Source organism: Microbacterium sp. P2_F9 (assembly GCF_056403635.1).
In genome coordinates, this window is record NZ_JBFUFC010000315.1 from 1 (window position 1) to 2,714 (window position 2,714).

General features: G+C 71.7%; 2 protein-coding genes. Both read right to left on the reverse strand.

What is annotated here, in order from left to right:
- The coding region (locus AC1DVT_RS19325; RefSeq protein WP_477390920.1) for a cytochrome b/b6 domain-containing protein at positions 1-1,908 on the reverse strand (1,908 nt) is incomplete at its 3' end.
- A gap of 6 nt (positions 1,909-1,914) precedes the next feature.
- A partial coding sequence (locus AC1DVT_RS19330) for an electron transfer flavoprotein subunit alpha/FixB family protein (protein WP_477390921.1) occupies positions 1,915-2,714 on the reverse strand: 800 nt, incomplete at its 5' end.

Here is a 2,714-nt window from a genome sequence, read left to right on the forward strand (position 1 = left end):
GCGGGCGGTGACCTTGCCGAACAGGCGCGCGATCGGGGCGAGGATGAGGGGCCGCGCCGCGACCCACGCCGCGGCGATCACGACGAGGGACGCCGCGAAGATCCAGAACCCGGTCCAGTTCACGGCGTCCTGCGACGCGTACATGTGGTTCAGGTTCCGCAGCGCCCCGGTCGCGAACACCAGCACGACGTGCACGAAGATGAACGCCACGAAGTAGAGCATCACCGGGAAGTGCACGGCGCGCGCCCATTCCACCGGATAGGCGCGGTTCAGGCGCGGGGCGTCCTTCGGCCAGAGCCCGCCCATACGTACGCCGGTGATCGCCGCTAGCGGTGCGGCGATGAACACGGTCGCGAAGTAGGCGAGCTGCTGCAGCGAGTTGTAGTTGACCCAGCCGTTCTCGGTCGGCCAGTCCAGYGACACGTACTGCAGCGCCGCGCTGATCGCGTTCGGGAACACCGTCCAGCTGGTCGGCACGATCTTCATCCATTGGCCGGTGACGAACAGCAGCACCACGAAGATCACGCCATTGATCACCCACAGCAGGTCGAGTGAGAGGTGGAACCACAGGTTCAGGCTGATCTTGCGCCTGTTGTTGGTCCGCGGCGACCAGAACACGCTCGGCCGCTTCTCGGTGCGCACCTGCAGCCCCGACCGGATGATCAGCACGATCAGGAACACGTTGAAGAAGTGCTGCCAGCCGAGCCACGCCGGCATCCCCACCGGTGCGCCCGCCGGCAGTTCGTATTCGCCGGGGTAGGTGGTGAGGAAGTCGACCATGAACTCGAGGCTCAGGAACCACCGCACGAACAGCACGACCATCGCCGCCGCGAACAGCAGCCCGGCACCGCCGATGACGACCGCGCCGGTCCACTGGGCCCCGGTGAAGGGTCCATAGCGCTTCGGCTCGGACTTCGGCTCCGGGTTGTTGAGCGCTGCGGCCCCCGGCCACACCGTGCGCGTGAACGCCAGTGGGGGTCGGTCGGCGAGGGCGACGGATGCCGCGGCCTCGGTCCCTGCGCCTGCCTCGGTCCCTGAGCCTGCCTCGGTCCCTGAGCTTGTCGAAGGGACCGCTGACGCTTCGACAACCTCAGCGACCGCCGGGGGTGCCGGGGGAACGGGCGCGGTCGTTCGCGGAAGTCCCGCGCGGGGCTGGGTCGTGGCGACCGCCGCCGCGGCGGCGACGGCGGGGATCGCGGGTTCGGGCGTTTCGTCTCGCAGAACCGCGGATCCTGAGCCTGTCGAAGGGGACTCAACGACCGGGATCGGTGCTGCAGCGACGGCGGCGGCGACAGCTGCCGGAACCGCGAATCCAGCGGGGGGCCAGGGCTCGCCACCAGGCGTACGCGGAAGACCGCGGCGCAGCGCGGGGCCGCCGGCTCCGGTCCCTGAGCTTGTCGAAGGGACGGCGGACGCTTCGACAAGCTCAGCGACCGCGGGGGTTGCCGTGGCGGCGGTGGTCGCAACGGCCGCGGCCGCAGGCTCGGGCGTTTCGTCTCGCAGAACCGCGGTTCCTGAGCCTGCCGAAGGGCGCTCAACGACCGGGGACGAGGGAGCGGCAGCTGCGGTAATGAGTCCGGCGGGCGGCCAGGGCTCGCCGCCGGGAGTGCGGGGAAGTCCCCGACGCAGGGCTACCCCGCCAAGCGAGACCCCTGAGCCGGCGCCGGTCCCTGAACCTGTCGAAGGGACCGGGGACGCTTCGACAGGCTCAGCGACCGGGACCGCCGGCGCTTCGACAGGCTCAGCGACCGGGACTGGGGCTGCAGCGACGACCGAGGCGGCTTCAGGCTCGAGCACTGTCGTGGCGGTGAGGACGGCACCCGGGCCGACGCCATCGCCGGCTGGCCACGGCTCGCCACCGGGTTGCCGCGGCAGCCCGCGCCGCACCGTCTGCCCGAAGGTCGCCATCGCCGGTTACGCCTTCTTCGCCTGCAGCGCCGCGATCAGCTGCGGCACGACCGTGAACAGGTCGCCGACGACCCCGAAGTCCGCGATCTCGAAGATCGGGGCATCCCCGTCCTTGTTGATCGCGACGATCGTCTTCGCCGTCTGCATGCCGGCCTTGTGCTGGATCGCGCCGGAGATCCCGAGCGCGACATACAGCTGCGGCGACACCGACACCCCCGTCTGCCCGACCTGGTACGACTGCGGCACGTAGCCGGCGTCGACGGCCGCGCGCGAGGCGCCGACCGCCGCGCCGAGCACATCGGCGAGCTCGTCGACCAGGGCGAACTTCTCGCCCGACCCGAGGCCCCGACCACCCGCGACGACCTTCGCGGCCCCGCGAAGCTCAGGACGCGACGATGCCACGACCGCCGCATCGACGGAGACGACGGATGCCGCGGGCCGGCCCGAAGCCGGCACGGAGAGCTCCTCGACCGCCGGCGCAGCGACCGCCTCGGCCCGGGCGTCGATCGCGCCCTGGCGGACGGTGATCACCGGCGCACCCCAGGTCACCGCGGAATCGACGTTGTACGCACCGCCGTACACCGAGTGGTGCGCRACCACGCCCTCCGCGTCACGCGAGATCCCGACCGCGTCGACCGCGAGCCCGGCGCGGGCACGCACGGCGAACCGCGCAGCGACCTCGCGCCCCTCGACCGAGTTCGACACGAGGATCGCGTCCGGGCGCACCAGCGCGGCGGCCGCGGCAAGGGCGTCCACCGCGGGCACCGAGAGCTGCGCGGCGTCGCCCGGCGCGGTCAGCACCCGGG